Annotated in this window: 11 protein-coding genes; 7 read left to right on the forward strand and 4 right to left on the reverse strand. The window is 41.7% G+C overall.

The annotated features are described in order from the left end of the window. The 5 genes from ACEYKX_RS00860 to parC all read left to right on the forward strand — a co-directional run. Positions 1-683 (forward strand): substrate-binding domain-containing protein (locus ACEYKX_RS00860; protein ID WP_373780357.1); only part of this gene is annotated, 683 nt, incomplete at its 5' end. Positions 684-737: 54 nt separating this feature from the next. Continuing rightward, entirely contained in the window at positions 738-2,258 is a 1,521-nt protein-coding gene (gene mglA, locus ACEYKX_RS00865) for a galactose/methyl galactoside ABC transporter ATP-binding protein MglA (protein ID WP_373768123.1), read from the forward strand. Between the two features lie 17 nt (positions 2,259-2,275). Further along, positions 2,276-3,286: a galactose/methyl galactoside ABC transporter permease MglC gene (mglC, locus tag ACEYKX_RS00870; RefSeq protein WP_373768122.1), complete on the forward strand. Its 1,011-nt coding sequence runs from the start codon at positions 2,276-2,278 to the stop codon at positions 3,284-3,286. A gap of 91 nt (positions 3,287-3,377) precedes the next feature. Beyond that, complete coding sequence (locus tag ACEYKX_RS00875) at positions 3,378-4,586, forward strand: sugar efflux transporter (RefSeq protein ID WP_373768121.1); 1,209 nt, start codon at positions 3,378-3,380, stop codon at positions 4,584-4,586. A 94-nt stretch (positions 4,587-4,680) separates the two neighbouring features. Continuing rightward, complete coding sequence (parC, locus tag ACEYKX_RS00880) at positions 4,681-6,927, forward strand: DNA topoisomerase IV subunit A (protein WP_373768120.1); 2,247 nt, start codon at positions 4,681-4,683, stop codon at positions 6,925-6,927. Positions 6,928-7,035: 108 nt separating this feature from the next. On the opposite strand, the gene ACEYKX_RS00885 is transcribed toward parC, so the two are convergent. The 3 genes from ACEYKX_RS00885 to ACEYKX_RS00895 all read right to left on the reverse strand — a co-directional run bounded on the left by ACEYKX_RS00885 (position 7,036) and on the right by ACEYKX_RS00895 (position 8,879). Then, complete coding sequence (locus tag ACEYKX_RS00885; RefSeq protein ID WP_373768119.1) at positions 7,036-7,380, reverse strand: YegP family protein; 345 nt, start codon at positions 7,378-7,380, stop codon at positions 7,036-7,038. A 155-nt stretch (positions 7,381-7,535) separates the two neighbouring features. Beyond that, positions 7,536-7,820 carry an AAA family ATPase gene (locus tag ACEYKX_RS00890; protein WP_373780358.1) on the reverse strand — a complete coding sequence of 95 codons (285 nt, stop codon included), beginning with the start codon at positions 7,818-7,820 and terminating at the stop codon, positions 7,536-7,538. Positions 7,821-7,985: 165 nt separating this feature from the next. Continuing rightward, entirely contained in the window at positions 7,986-8,879 is an 894-nt protein-coding gene (locus tag ACEYKX_RS00895; protein ID WP_373768117.1) for a helix-turn-helix transcriptional regulator, read from the reverse strand. A gap of 122 nt (positions 8,880-9,001) precedes the next feature. On the opposite strand from ACEYKX_RS00895, the gene ACEYKX_RS00900 reads away from it, so the two are divergent. Together ACEYKX_RS00900 and ACEYKX_RS00905 are read left to right on the forward strand one after the other, a co-directional pair. Beyond that, positions 9,002-11,116, forward strand: a complete 2,115-nt coding sequence (locus tag ACEYKX_RS00900; RefSeq protein WP_373768116.1) for a TonB-dependent siderophore receptor — start codon at positions 9,002-9,004, stop codon at positions 11,114-11,116. A gap of 52 nt (positions 11,117-11,168) precedes the next feature. Further along, positions 11,169-12,737 (forward strand): esterase family protein, encoded by a 1,569-nt coding sequence (locus ACEYKX_RS00905; RefSeq protein ID WP_373768115.1) that lies wholly within the window; start codon positions 11,169-11,171, stop codon positions 12,735-12,737. Positions 12,738-12,867: 130 nt separating this feature from the next. On the opposite strand, the gene uvrB is transcribed toward ACEYKX_RS00905, so the two are convergent. Next, entirely contained in the window at positions 12,868-14,883 is a 2,016-nt protein-coding gene (gene uvrB, locus ACEYKX_RS00910; protein ID WP_373768114.1) for an excinuclease ABC subunit UvrB, read from the reverse strand. Positions 14,884-15,143: the final 260 nt, after the last annotated feature.

Genomic DNA, 15,143 nt, shown 5'->3' on the forward strand with positions numbered 1-15,143 from the left:
AACCGGAAGGTATTCCGGTGGTATTCTTTAATAAAGATCCGGGCGATAAAGCAATCGGTAGCTATGAAAAAGCCTATTATGTTGGTACCAACCCGCAAGAATCCGGCGTAATTCAAGGCGAATTAATCGCTAAACATTGGAAAGCCAATCCGGCTTACGATTTAAATAAAGACGGTAAAATCCAATACGTGATGTTAAAAGGCGAACCGGGTCACCCGGATGCGGAAGCGCGTACCAAATATTCCGTTGAGCAGATCAATAAATTAGGTATTCCGACGGAAGAACTCTTCGTCGATACCGGTATGTGGGATGCCGCGTTAGCAAAAGATAAAGTGGATGCATGGTTATCCAGTGCGAAAGCAGGTAACATTGAAGCCATTATCGCCAATAACGATGGCATGGCGATGGGTGCGTTAGAAGCAGCAAAAGCGCACGGTAAAAAATTACCGATCTTTGGTGTAGACGCCTTACCTGAAGTGCTTCAATTGGTTAAAAAAGGGGAAATTGCCGGTACTGTATTAAATGACGGCGTGAACCAAGGTAAAGCCGTTGTCCATCTTGCTAAAAACTTAGCGGCGGAAAAAGCGCCAACTGAAGGAACCAAATGGGAATTAAAAGAGAAAGTTATCCGTATTCCATATGTCGGTGTCGATAAAGACAACCTTTCCGAATTCCTGAAATAGTCATGTAGTAATTAAGGGGGGAAGCATTTTTCCCCCTATTTTGTGAGGTTGGATATGACAGAACAAACTCAACATCAAGAGAGCCGAGTGCTTCTCAAAATGACCAATGTCAGTAAATCCTTTCCCGGTGTAAAAGCATTAGATAACGCAAATTTGACCGTTCGTTCTCATTCCGTGCATGCCTTGATGGGTGAAAACGGTGCGGGAAAATCGACCTTGCTCAAATGCTTATTCGGTATTTATGCCAAAGATGAAGGCGAAATTCTTTTCTTAGACAAACCCGTTAATTTTAAAGCCTCTAAAGAGGCATTAGAAAACGGGATTTCAATGGTTCACCAAGAGCTCAATCTGGTGCGCCAGCGTAATGTCATGGACAACCTGTGGCTTGGTCGCTATCCGTTAAAAGGCTTTTTTGTCGATCACACCAAAATGTATAACGATACGAAAGCGATTTTCGATGAATTGGATATTAATATCGATCCGAAAGAAAAAGTCGCTCATCTTTCGGTATCACAGATGCAAATGATCGAGATTGCCAAAGCGTTCTCTTATAACGCAAAAATTGTGATCATGGATGAACCGACCTCTTCTCTCTCGGAAAAAGAAGTTGAACATTTATTTAAAATTATTGAAAAACTGAAAAATCGGGGTTGCGGCATCATTTATATTTCCCACAAAATGGACGAAATTTTCAAGATTTGTGATGAAATCACCATCCTTCGTGACGGTAAATGGATCAATACCGTACCGGTAAAAGAAACCACCATGGATGCGATTGTGGCGATGATGGTCGGTCGCGAATTAACCCAACGTTTCCCACCAAAAACCAATACGCCAAAAGAAGTGATTTTAGAAGTACAACACCTGACTGCGAAAAATCAACCGTCTATTCAAGATGTCAGCTTTGAATTACGCAAAGGGGAAATCTTAGGGATCGCAGGCTTAGTCGGTGCCAAGCGCACCGATATTGTCGAAACCATTTTCGGTGTACGTGAACGAAAAGAAGGTTCAGTGAAGTTACATGGAAAAGAAATGGCAAATCGCACCGCTTTAGAAGCGATCAATAACGGTTTTGCGCTTGTGACGGAAGAACGCCGTTCAACGGGAATCTATGCAAACTTAAGCATTGAATTTAATTCCTTGATTTCTAACATGAAATCTTATCTTGGTTCATTTGGCTTACTGAGCAGCGCTAAAATGAAAAGCGATACGCAATGGGTGATTGACTCCATGAACGTGAAAACGCCATCCCATAAAACCAATATCGGCTCATTGTCAGGCGGTAACCAACAAAAAGTGGTGATCGGGCGTTGGCTATTAACTCAGCCTGAGATTTTGATGTTGGACGAACCGACTCGCGGTATCGATATCGGCGCCAAATACGAAATTTATCAGCTGATTATGCAACTGGCTCAAAAAGACAAAGGCATTATTATGATTTCATCGGAAATGCCTGAATTGCTGGGGGTGACAGACCGGATCCTCGTGATGAGTAACGGTAAAGTCGCCGGTATTGTCGATACGGCAAAAACCTCTCAAGAAGAAATTTTACAGCTTGCTGCAAAATATTTATAACAAGAAGGATGTGAATTATGTCTAGTCTCACTCAAACAAAATCCTTAGATTTTCTCAAACAAAATGCGATTTACTTCGTATTACTTGTTTTGTTAGTGATTATTATCGCCCAAGACCCGAGCTTCTTAAGCTTACGTAACTTCAGTAACATTTTGACCCAATCTTCCGTACGTTTAATTATCGCACTAGGAGTAGCGGGTTTGCTTGTATCACAAGGTACGGACTTATCTGCCGGTCGCCAAGTCGGGCTTGCCGCCGTGATCGCCGCAACCATGCTACAGGCAATGGATAATATGAACCGTGTATTCCCGAATCTCGGTGAAATTCCGATTCCGGTAGTGATTTTGACCGTGTGCGCTATCGGTGCGGTCATCGGTTTGGTAAACGGTTTGGTTATTGCTTATCTCAATGTCACACCGTTTATCGCCACCATGGGTACAATGATCATCGTCTATGGTATCAACTCTCTTTACTACGATGCTGTAGGTTCATCACCAATCGCAGGCTTTAACGAAAGCTTCTCAACCTTTGCGCAAGGGTTCTTCCAAATCGGCACGTTTAGATTGTCCTACATCACCATTTATGCGGCAATTGCCTCCGTATTAGTATGGATTATGTGGAACAAGACCCGCTTCGGTAAAAACATTTTCGCTATCGGTGGTAACCCGGAAGCAGCGAAAGTCTCCGGAGTAAACGTTGCGCGTAACTTAGTGGTAATCTATATGATCGCCGGTGTCTTCTACGCCTTCGGCGGTATGTTAGAAGCAGGTCGTATCGGTAGTGCAACCAACAACTTAGGCTTTATGTACGAGTTGGATGCCATTGCCGCTTGTGTGGTCGGTGGCGTCTCATTTGCCGGCGGTGTCGGTACCGTTATCGGCGTTGTCACCGGGGTACTAATCTTCACCGTGATTAACTACGGCTTAACCTATATCGGTGTAAATCCTTACTGGCAGTACATCATCAAAGGTAGCATTATCATCTTTGCGGTTGCGATTGACTCGCTCAAATACGCGAAGAAAAAATAAGATGAAAATCGATTCGGGGGCTGTTGCCCCCTTTCTTCTTTTTAGAATTTCGGCATAATATTTTCACTCAAATTCGTCATTCCGTATTTTTATGCAAACGCTAGATCCCTTATCACTCCCGCCGAACCGTCGGTTTTTAAATTCCGTTTCCGCCGCCTTTTTACTGGTTATTTTTATGACCGGACTTGCCGGCGCATTACGCGTACCGGCATTAACCGTTTATCTTCATAATGAGGTCACTAATGATCCGATGCTCGTTGGTTTGTTCTACTCGGTGAATTCGTTAATGGCGATGATTTTAAGCCAAATCGTCGCTTATTTTTCTGACACATTCCCTAATCGCAAACGTATCATTACGATCAGCTGTGTCATGCAGCTTCTCAGCTGCTTACTGTTTGCCTTTAATCGGGATTATTACGTATTGTTGTTGCTCGGCACACTGTTGGTCGGTTTGGGGTCATCGGCAACTTCACAGCTTTTTGCCTATTCAAGAGAATATAGCGAAACACAACATCGTGACAGCACGATGTTCAACACCGTACTGCGTGCCCAACTTTCCTTAGCATGGATTGTTGGCCCGCCGCTTGCATATTTCTTATCGGATCATTTCGGCTTCACGTTTATGTATGTCGCCGCAGCAACTATTTTTGCCGTTTCAATCATTATCGTGCAATTAATGCTGCCGCAAGCGGTCGGATCCGTTGAAAAATTTGCAAATTCGGCGGATAAAGAAAAATTAAGAGACGACGGGATCATCAGTAACCGCAAATCAGTCATTTACCTCAGCATAACATGCCTGTTAGTCTGGACGTGCAACAGCATGATGTTTATCAATATGCCGGTTTACCTCAAAGAGCTCGGCTTATCCCAACGTTTGGCGGGGATTATGATGGGTACGGCGGCGGGTATTGAAATTCCGGTGATGTTACTGGCAGGCTACTGTACCCGTTTTATCAGTAAGAAAAGCTTAATGTTAATCGGCATCCTTGCCGGAGCAGTTTATTATATCGGTATGTCTTTTGCCCAAACCGAATGGCAGCTACTGACTATCCAATTATTTAACGGTTTGTTTGTCGGTATATTAGCTTCCATCGGCATGCTCTATTTCCAAGATTTGATGCCCTATAAAATGGGAACCGCCACAACGCTCTTTACCAACACCGGCTCCGCCAGTTGGATCGTTGCGGGGCAATTGGCCGGTATCGCCGCAAGTCGCTTCGGTTATCACAGCACATGGCTACTTGCCGTCGGACTTTGCAGCGTTGCCTTTTTGACCATGTTGAATGTACGTAAAATCTAGGGTGACAAAGCGCCCTAAATAAGCGAAAATTCGTTAACCGTGGACGCTCACCGAGCGTCCCTTTTATTTCAAATCAACCATAACAAAAATTCCAATGACCACTGAAATCAATTACGAAGGCATTGAACAAATGCCGATTAAGCGTTTTACGGAAGACGCTTACCTCAATTACTCGATGTATGTCATTATGGATCGTGCTTTGCCGTTTATCGGCGACGGTCTGAAACCTGTACAACGTCGTATCATTTATGCCATGTCGGAGCTCGGCTTAAATGCCACGGCAAAATATAAAAAATCCGCCCGTACCGTCGGTGACGTACTCGGTAAATTCCACCCGCACGGTGACAGTGCCTGTTACGAAGCCATGGTATTAATGGCACAACCGTTCTCTTACCGCTACCCGCTTATTGACGGACAAGGCAACTGGGGAGCGCCGGACGATCCGAAATCCTTCGCCGCCATGCGTTATACGGAATCCAAATTATCCAAAATGGCAGAGATGTTGCTCGGTGAGTTAGGGCAAGGTACTGTCGATTACCAACCGAACTTTGACGGCTCATTGGAAGAACCTAAATACCTTCCGGCGCGTTTACCGCATATTTTATTAAACGGTACCACCGGAATCGCCGTCGGTATGGCAACGGATATTCCGCCGCATAATATCAATGAATTAGCCGCCGCATCGGTAAAATTATTGGATAATCCGACCGCTTGTTTAACGGATATTTTAACGGTCGTGCAAGGCCCCGATTACCCGACGGAAGCGGAAATTATCACACCGCGTGCAGAGATCGCCAAGATCTACGAGCAAGGCAGAGGCTCAATTAAAATGCGGGCAGTATGGAAAAAAGAAGACAACAATATTGTGATCTCCGCTCTCCCGCACCAGGCTTCACCGTCAAAAATCATTGAGCAGATTGCAAGTCAAATGCGCAATAAAAAATTGCCGATGGTGGATGATATTCGTGATGAATCCGATCATGAAAACCCGATTCGGATTGTGCTGGAACCTCGTTCAAACCGCATTGATTTTGACGGATTAATGGATCATTTGTTTGCCACAACCGATCTCGAAAAAAGTTATCGCATCAATATGAATATGATCGGGCTGGACGGAAAACCGGCAGTAAAAAATTTATTGACGATTTTAACGGAATGGCTGGACTTCCGTCGCACCACCGTCACGCGTCGTTTGAATTACCGTTTGGATAAAATTATCAGCCGTTTGCATATTCTTGAAGGATTAATGATTGCTTTCCTGAATATTGATGAAGTGATTGAGATTATCCGCAACGAAGATAATCCGAAAGCCGCATTGATGGCTCGATTCCATTTAAGTGACGAACAAGCGGAAGCCATTCTTAATTTGCGTTTGCGCCATTTGGCCAAATTGGAAGAACACGAGCTCAACGCGGAACAACAAAAACTGGAAGAAGAGAGAGCGCATCTGCAAGGTATTTTAAGTTCGGAGCGTCGCTTAAATACTTTGATTAAAAAAGAAATTGAAGCAGATGCCAAAGCGTTTGCCAGCCCTCGCCGCTCTCCGTTGGTTGAACGTGCCGAAGCGAAAGCGATTTCGGAAAGCGAATTAACACCGACCGAACCTGTCACCGTTATTTTATCGGAAAAAGGTTGGGTACGTTGTGCCAAAGGCCATGATATCGATGTGCAAAACCTCAGCTATAAAGCGGGCGACGGTTACTTGGCTCATGCTTACGGCAAAAGCAATCAGCCTGTTGTCTTTATTGACAGCACGGGACGAAGCTATGCCCTTGATCCGCTCAGCTTGCCATCGGCACGTTCTCAAGGTGAACCGATTACGGGCAAAATCAGCTTGCCTGACGGAGCGACGGTGTCGTATGTGTTGATGTCGGAAGAGAACGGCAAAGTGCTGATGGCATCGGATTCCGGCTACGGCTTTATTTGCCGGTTTGAAGATTTAGTCTCTCGCAATAAAGCCGGTAAAGCGGTTATTTCTTTAACGGAAAATGCTAAAGTCCTGCCGCCACAGTTGTTGGATGATACGCAAGAAAACTTATTGGTTGCCATGAGTAATGTCGGCAGAATGTTGGTTTTCCCGATTTCCGAACTACCTGAACTGTCTAAAGGTAAGGGCAATAAGATCATCAATATCTCCGCTCAAGCGGCAAAAGAAGGAAATGAACTGCTCTCCCGCCTGTTGATTATCCGTCCGACAAGCTCGCTGGTCTTTGTCTCGGGTAAACGGAAAATTACCCTCAAGCCGAGCGATATTGAAAAATATCACGGAGAACGCGCCCGCAAAGGCTCTCAATTGATTCGCGGTTTAAATGTGAATACCGAAGTCGAGATTATCGATTAAATGCAAAACCCTGCCATGAGCAGGGTTTCGTTTAACAAGCGGTCGGATCCGTGAATGATTTTGCAAACTGCTAAACAACAAGGCAACCCTCAGGCTGCCTTCGTTATATTATGCTTCAACCGTTTTATCTTTGATCACGGTGGTTGCTGCGTTCTTGATCACGGATTTAATACCGTTTTCCGCTGCGGCTTTTGAAGAGTAATATTCGCTACGTCCGATTTCCTGATGATTTCCCGATTTTAAAATAAAATACGGTTGATCGCTTTTCGTCGTTTTCATCTCGAATTTCGTTTCATCTACACCGTTTTTTTGTACTGAGGCAATGCCTTTTTCCGCCGCAGCACGGGTTTTATATAATTCACTGCTTAAAATCACTTGGCTGTTCGCCGCTTTTAAATTAAACATGAATTGCCCGTCTTTTGCCAATTTCAGTTCATACCAACCTAATGCCATGAGTTCCTCCGTCTGAAGAAGTTAAATGTTATGTGGAAAATTCCGTGATAAGCATAAAACTTTTTATAGAATTTTCAATCACTTTTCATACATTTGCAAAATTATTGGAAAATCAGACCGCTTGATCAAATTACTCACACAGGTAAAGCCGCTATTCAGACTGCCAACGTTTTTTTCTGTTTATTAATAGCCAGTTTTAGGCTTGAAAACAGCTCAGGCACATATTGCACTTCATTCAAAATTAACTTGCCCGACTGGTTGAGCATAAACGAGGTTGAATCGTTGCGATCCATTGATAATATTATCGATTCATCAAAGGTAATATATTGATAATTATCACTAATATATTGCAACATTGTTGATTTCCAAACTTGTCTCATTAAACTAGATTTTATGCAAACTTTGACACTTAAGAAGCCCGAACACCCAATCAGCAACATTGTTCCCGATTATTTGAGAGCAGGTAAAGCCAGATAGTATCGTTTTTGTATTGATACTTATCGTAGCTTGACGTAAGTGAATTTCACGTCAGTCACTTTATATTAAAAAACAATTAGTTAAAGAAAGTTTAGTCTAGCTGGTACAGTCTAATTTAATTCTAGCCGCTATAACTTATTTTTTACTGTGCTTGGTGTTATAGAGAAGTATCGGCGAAAAGCCGTTGAGAAATTATCTGGATTGGTGTAGCCGGCAATTTCAGCAGCTTGATTAACACTAACGCCTTGCAACAAAGCCTTATAAGCTCTTTCTAATTTAATTTGACGAAGATAGTTCATAATACTGGTGTTATGAACCTGTTTAAAATCAGCCTGTAAGCTTGTTACGTTAGTGTGCATATATTTAGCAATTTCAGCTAATGTCCAATTATCGGCTTCGCCACTGAGCAGCAACTGAGTCAATTGATATGCTCTTTTTTGTTCCGGTGATAGGATCTGATTAGGTTCTCGTAATTGTGATAACAATTCTACAACTAAGGCTAAACAGTCACTTTCTTTTTGCATATGATTTAGTGTTGGTGAATGCTGTTCAGAACGAATCAAAGAGTTAACCAATGTCAGAATTTTTTTATTGGCAAATAATGGAATAAATTCCAAATTTGATTTTTGGATTTTTTGTAAAAAAGCATAATCCATACATTGATTAAATCCTGAGCTTTTCAGCCACCCTTCTTCAAGAAAAATAACGAATTCTTGCTGTTTCTTACCTGAAAAATACTTACTGCCGGATATTTCCTTTGAAATAGATAATAGCCCTGCAACGGGATGTTTTTCAGCAGTCAAACAAAATACTTTATCTGAAAATCGCAGTTCCGTCTTCCCCAGTAGGGTAACAATCAACCTTATTCCAGGTAAAAAAACCGCCTCATCCGTTATAACATTCTTAGAAATGAGAATATCTACATACTTGGTCAATAGTCCGTCCCGAAAATAATGAATTGTTGTTTCTCCACTAATACCGTCTAGAACGCTATCCGTTTTTATAACATTCAGTCTTCTCATGTTTTTTCTATGCATCCTATTTTTCACAGGGGAAAATATATTTTTTTGCAAAGGATAATTCAAGTTTTTTTCATTAGAATATCGTTGATATCAATTATCATTTATAGAGATGGGAGCAGCACATGTACATGAAACCGTTTACATTATCCATATTAGCCTTATCACTTTTCCCTTACTTGGCACTTGCCAAAGAAAATGAAAACAGCACCTTAGATAGGGTTGAGGTTATTACACAACTCATTCCTCAAAATGAACTCTATTCAGCCAGTACAAGTAACGTAGCGACAAAGGTTGCTACACCGTTAATCAGAACCCCCGTCGATATAACGGTCATTACTGAAAAACAAATTCAAGATCGTAACGCTATTAGTGTCGCAGAAAGTTTGTCCTATACATCCGGGCTAATCAGTAATTATCGGGGGCAAAATAGCGAATTGGAAATTTTAGTCAGAGGTATAGGAAACAAAAGTGATGGCGGTGGTGTACCGACATATCTCAATGGTATCGCTTATCAAGGCTCTTATGAAATAGACCCGTTCTTCTTAGAAAGTATTAATGTAATCAAAGGACCTTCTTCGGTGCTGTATGGTCAATCCAATCCGGGAGGTATTGTTGATATTGTGACAAAAATGCCGACAGGTAAAAATAAAAATGTATTACAAGCTAAAGTCGGCACAAATGATTATTATCAACTAGGGTTAGATGTTGATCGTCGTCCCAGTGAAACGTTATCTTTCCGATTGCTAGGTAATCTTAAACGCCTTGATTGGAAAGAAAATTATGTTCGTCAAAAAGGAGGGGCAATATCTCCGTCACTAACGTGGAAGCCGAATGATAAGACTGAACTCACGCTATATGCTTTTTATCAAAAAAAACCCAAAGCCGGGGGTAGAAATTTTTTTACGAAAGAAAGCATCCTTGATGGAGTTAATGGCAGCAAAGCACCTTATGACTTTTTCATTAGTGATCCTAATTTTCATAAATTATCTTTAGAGCAATGGCATATAGGCTCGAAACTTTCTCATCAATTTAATGAGAATGTCAGCTTTCACCAAAATCTACGTTACAACAAATCAGAAAACATTCTTCATAATCTGGTTGGTTGGGATCCCGTTCCAAATCAAACTGAAATAGTACGAAAAGCCCGTATATTTGAAGATCGATGGCACGAATTCGGGGTAGATAACTACATAGAGAGTAAATTTAATACAAAAGCTTTACATCATACTTTACTGACGGGTGTTGAATACAAACAATCTCGATACGATTTACTTGCCTATCTTGGTGATGCCCCGAATATTAATTGGATAAATCCGAGTTATGGCGTTACCGTTGCGCCTCCTACATTACAAACGAGCAGTCTAAAGACTATTAAACAAAGCGGTATATACATTCAAGATCAAATAGAAATCGGAAATTTGGATATTGTTTTAGGCGGACGTTACGATTACGCGAAAAGTCTCTTTGTCGATCGAAAATGGAATGAAGAACAAAAACAAAACGATAAGAAATTTACTTGGAGAACCGGCGCGATTTATAACTTTTCTAATGGTATAGCCCCTTATTTTAGTTACAGCACTTCATTTCAACCGGAAGTCGGATTGGACGGGAATAGAAAACCGCTTAAACCAACCACGGCGGAGCAATATGAAGTCGGTATAAAATATCAACCAAGTGAAACGATTTTATTAACAACGGCGATTTACCGCATAAACCAAAAGAATTTGGTGACATATGAACCTCAAACTTATGACAAACTCCAAACGGGAAAAATCAGAAATAAAGGGGTGGAAGCCTCTTTAGCTGCAAATATTAACGAAAATCTGTCATTGATTGCCTCTTACGCTTATACCAATCGTGAAGTGAAAAAAAATACTGACACCTCACTTATTGGAAAAACGCCTTGGGGAGTTCCTCGTCATCAAGGTTCCCTTTGGGCAAAATATACTTGGACTAAAGGCATTCTTGACGGCTTAAATATCGGCGCCGGTGCACGTTACATAGGAAAAACCCAAGGTGATCCAAGAAACACCTTTACGGTACCGCACTATACTCTGTATGATGCTTCTATAGGTTATAATTTAGCCAAAATCTCACCATCATTAGCAGGAGCAAGTTTACAACTTAATATACACAATTTAACCGATAAAGAATATGTGAGCTCCTGTGCTAATGCCTATGCTTGTTTTTACGGTACGGAACGTTCTACCGTGCTTACTTTTAACTATCAATGGTAATGAGTATAGAGGGCGGATATGAAATCGTATTCGCCCTATTCAATGTAAGATAATGAAATTTTTAGTCACTTTGCTTCTGTTAATCACGACTTATGTGAAAGCCTCTGATTCAATCCACCTTAAGGAAGGCGATTTCTTAAAAGGTAAATTTACCGTATTGTCTAACCAATCTATGACGTTAACCGTTCGATTTCCCGACCAGTCCGAACGTCGCTTACTACACAATGTTGCCGGTAGCCAAGAATTTATGTTTAAAGCAGAAAATAACGGTAAAGCTTATTTTATTGTCACAGCCGCAAATAATGAAAAAAGTAATACGGCTTATCGAATAGACATTTTGCAACATATTCCTATTGAGCAACAAAACGTACTACCGGCAAAATTGCAAAGTCCGGAAATGCAAAAATTAGCAGAGGAACTTCAACAAGAATCAGATGAAGTAAAGCAAAAAGTATTGGTTGATAATTTTTGGTCTTTACGTAAAAAAGAAGGGACGCCATTAATTGAACCAAGCTCAAAGCCAGACCATAATTTAGTGACCTTTTTATGGAGAGGCGCGAAAAACAATGTCATTTTATGGGGCGCACCCAGCTTTGATCATGAGCCGTTAGAAAGATTAGGAGGGCGTGATATTTGGTTTAAAACTTTCGAGGTGCGCAATGACACATTAATTTCTTATCGCTTTGCTCCCGATGTACCAACACTCCCCTTAGATAAACTACAACAACGTAGAGCGTTACTTTCTACATTACAAGCCGATCCGTTAAATCCGCTCACTTATCCTATAGACGCCGAAAAGCTGGATAAATTTAATTACAGCTCCGTATTAGCATTAAATAAAGCACCGTTTCGGTCTTATACTTTCACACAAAACAAAATTCCTAAAGGTAAGTTATTAAGTTATCACTTTAAAAGTAAATTACTTAATAATTCACGCCGTATCTTTGTCTATTTTCCTGCACATTTTGATAAAGAAAATTCAGCATTTCTACTGGCGTTTTTCTTCGACGGCAAAGAATATACGGAACAAGTTCCAACTCCTGACATTTTGGATAATTTGATAGCAGCAAAAAAAATTCCGCCTACCATTGCCGTATTTATCGATAATCCGTCTCATGACTCCCGCGGGACGGAACTACCGCCAAATCCCGCTTTTGCAAAAATGCTGGCAGAAGAGTTATATCCGTGGATTACCGAACAACTCGATATTCAGCCCCAAAATACACATACCATATTGGTCGGATCCAGCTATGGCGGGTTGGCAGCCGCGTATGTTGCAGGACAGTATCCTCATCTATTTGGTAATGTGTTAGCGATGTCTGGCTCATTTTGGTGGAAAAAGGCAAATTCGCAAAGTAACGAAAATAATTATATCGCTCGATTATATGCAACAAAGCCCAAACAGAATATTAATTTCTTCCTTAGTGCAGGGCGATATGAAGCCTCTCGTAACGGTGATTTTGATATTTTAAATAACTCGCGACACTTAAATGATGTGTTAATAGCCAAAGGATATTCTGTGTCATATAAAGAATATACAACCGATCATAGCTATTTTGTTTGGCAATATATTTTGCCTGAAGGATTATCTACATTAGCTGAGATGATAGAAAAAAAGTAAAATACAATTCCTATTTCTATTAAATTGGCTGATATTGATGTGTTATTGGTATAACACATCAATATAGTGTCCTACTGTATGATGCTTTTTTAGTACAAAATAGAATATTACTACTAGTCTTCTTAGTTAATCAGATCTCTAATAAATAAGTTTTCAACTGATGAATCTTATCCCTCACCGCGGCAGCCTTCTCAAACTCAAGATCTTTTGCAAAATCTCGCATTTGTTGTTCCAACATTTTAAGCTCTTTCTCTAACTCTTTACGAGATTTCGGGGTGTAAGCGGTCTGATCATCGGTAGATTTTGCAGATTTCTTACTGCGTTTCGGTTTATCCGTCTGACCGATATCCAGCAACTCGCCCACTTTTTTGTTCAACGCTTGCGGTACAATGCCGTGCTCTTCATTGTATTTTTGCTGTTTCTCTCGGCGGCGTTCGGTTTCTGTGATCGCTTTTTGCATTGAGTTGGTAATGCGATCGCCATAGAGAATCGCTTTGCCGTTGAGATTTCGGGCGGCACGTCCGATAGTTTGGATTAGGGAACGTTCGGAACGTAAAAAGCCTTCTTTGTCGGCATCTAAAATCGCTACTAGCGACACTTCAGGCATATCCAAGCCTTCTCGCAATAGGTTGATCCCCACCAATACGTCAAACATGCCCATGCGTAAATCGTGGATAATTTCCACCCGTTCGACGGTATCGATGTCACTGTGTAGATAACGCACCCGTACACCGTGTTCATCAAGGTAGTCGGTTAAATCTTCCGCCATTTTTTTGGTCAGTGTTGTGACTAGCACTCGTTCATCTACTGCTACACGCTTATGAATTTCTGACAACAAATCATCAACTTGCGTTGCCACAGGGCGAACTTCGATAATCGGATCTAATAAGCCCGTCGGGCGAACCACTTGGTCGATCACATCCGGATTTTTCTCTAATTCATAAGGTCCAGGGGTTGCCGAGACATAAATCGTTTGTGGTGATAAGCGTTCAAACTCTTCAAAACGCAACGGACGGTTATCCAAAGCGGACGGCAAGCGGAAACCGTATTGCACCAAAGTTTCTTTTCTTGCTCGGTCGCCCCTAAACATACCGCCGATTTGTGGCACGGTAACGTGGGACTCATCAATAATCAGCAAGCCATCGGACGGCATATAGTCAAACAAGGTCGGTGGCGGTTCGCCCTCTTTTCTGCCCGATAAATAACGTGAGTAGTTTTCAATGCCTGAGCAGTAGCCCAACTCATTCATCATCTCAATATCAAACTGAGTACGCTGGGCGATCCGCTGTTCTTCAAGCAATTTATTCTCTTTGATAAAGTAAGTTCGACGCTCGGCAAGTTCTTCTTTGATCTGCTCAATCGCCTCTAAAATCCGCTCTCTCGGCGTAACGTAGTGGGTTTTCGGGTAAATCGTATAACGGGGAACACGCCCTAAACTATGCCCAGTAAGCGGATCGAATAAGGAGAGATTTTCGATTTCATCATCAAACAACTCCACACGTAAAGCGACATCGTCCGACTCGGCAGGGAAAATATCAATCACTTCACCACGCACACGGAAAGTCGCACGCTGAAAGGCTTGATCGTTGCGAATGTATTGCAATTCAGCAAGGCGAGAGAGAATTTTGCGTTGGTCGATCATTTCGCCTACCTGCAGATGCAACATCATCTGCATATAGGCATCTACATCCCCCAAGCCGTAAATTGCCGACACCGAAGCCACCACAATCGTATCCCGCCTTTCTAAAAACGATTTGGTAGCGGACAGTCGCATCTGTTCGATCTGTTCGTTAATGGAGGCATCTTTTTCAATGAAAGTATCGCTGGCAGGCACATAAGCTTCAGGCTGATAGTAGTCGTAGTAGGAAACGAAATACTCTACCGCATTTTCAGGGAAAAACGCCTTCATCTCGGCATAAAGCTGTGCCGCAAGGGTTTTGTTCGGGGCAAGCACCATGGCAGGACGGTTTAAAGTCGCAATCACATTGGCAATGGTAAAGGTTTTACCCGAGCCTGTTACCCCTAGCAAAGTTTGATGTGCCAAGCCGTCATTCAAACCTTCGACTAATTTTTCAATCGCTGTCGGCTGGTCGCCCGAAGGTTTGAAAGGAGAATGGAGAATAAAAGGTTTGCCTTGCTTGTTCATTGAAAAATCCTAGTCTGAAAATTTGCTTGGATTTTAGCATAGACAAGCGGTCTGTTTCGGGGGAAATTTTGCAAATGTAGCCGATGATTTAACCACCATAGCCTTGATTTGAATGAATTCGCTGAACCAAAATGATTTTGCCAGCCAACAGTATAAAATTTTGCTGAAAATCTCTCTTTTTCATGTTGAATTTATTGACTTTTATTTCCAAACATGGTTGGCAAGTAACCAATTGTTTTTGTTTTATTTTTTGAGTTAGA

Origin of the sequence: Glaesserella sp. (assembly GCF_041817755.1) — a bacterium.
Taxonomy (GTDB): domain Bacteria; phylum Pseudomonadota; class Gammaproteobacteria; order Enterobacterales; family Pasteurellaceae; genus Glaesserella.